General features: G+C 52.3%; 1 protein-coding gene. It reads right to left on the bottom strand.

Going from position 1 to position 872, the window contains the following annotated elements:
• Positions 1-128 precede the first annotated feature (128 nt).
• Positions 129-752 (bottom strand): DNA-binding transcriptional regulator NfeR, encoded by a 624-nt coding sequence (gene nfeR / locus EQY_RS0122525; protein WP_000018008.1) that lies wholly within the window; start codon positions 750-752, stop codon positions 129-131.
• Between the last annotated feature and the right edge of the window lie 120 nt (positions 753-872).

Genomic DNA, 872 nt, shown 5'->3' with positions numbered 1-872 from the left:
CGGATAAGGCGTTCACGCCGCATCCGGCGGTTGGTACACAATGCCTGATGCGATGCTGACGCATCTTATCAGTCCTGTGGACGGGTGTAGGCGGATAAGGTGTTTACGCCGCATCCGGCAATCGGTGATTAATCCAGTTGCGTAATATCAAAAGCGGCGCGGTCGATCACCGCAATGATCTTTTTTATCTGCGCGTCGGTGATATCGCTCTGGTTGACACGTAGGTTCAGCACCGCTTTAAAATTATCCAGCGCCCGCTTCATTTGCGGGTTCTGGCGCAGCGCCGCACCAACGCAACGCGCTTTGATGCGTTCCTCAATCATCTCCACTTGTTCGCGGTTTTCTTCCAGCCACTGCGCGCCCTGTTCGGTCAGCGCAATCTGTTTTTTGCCGCCTTCCTCTTCGCGGATGGTAATTAGCGACTGCTCCTGGAGAAAATCCAGCGTCGGGTAGATGACGCCCGGGCTTGGGGTGTAATTCCCCTGGGTCAGATTCTCAATCGCTTTAATCAACTCATAACCGTGGCTGTCATCGCGCGAGAGAATATCCAGAATCACCAGGCGCAATTCACCGTGACCAAAGAAACGCTGCCGACGACCGCCACCGCGACCGTGGCGACCACCGCAGCATTGACCGTGTTCATGCTGGTGACCGTGCCCGCAGTGCTCGTGTTCTGACTTCTCACCTTTGCAGCAGCCTTCATGGCGTGGCTGGCCTTCATGTTTACAACACCCTTCGTGATGATGGCTCATATCAGCCTCCTTTTGCTTAATTAGATATATCTAATTTATATCTGATATGAGCATTACTGCAAGTACAAAAATGATTTTTAAACTCAGATGTACTCAACATGTAGGCCGGATAAGGCGTTC

Source organism: Escherichia sp. TW14182, assembly GCF_000208525.1.
In the GTDB taxonomy this organism is placed as follows: domain Bacteria; phylum Pseudomonadota; class Gammaproteobacteria; order Enterobacterales; family Enterobacteriaceae; genus Escherichia; species Escherichia ruysiae.
Note: the sequence above shows the minus strand (reverse complement) of the source record. Positions and strands in the feature narration are given on the sequence as shown.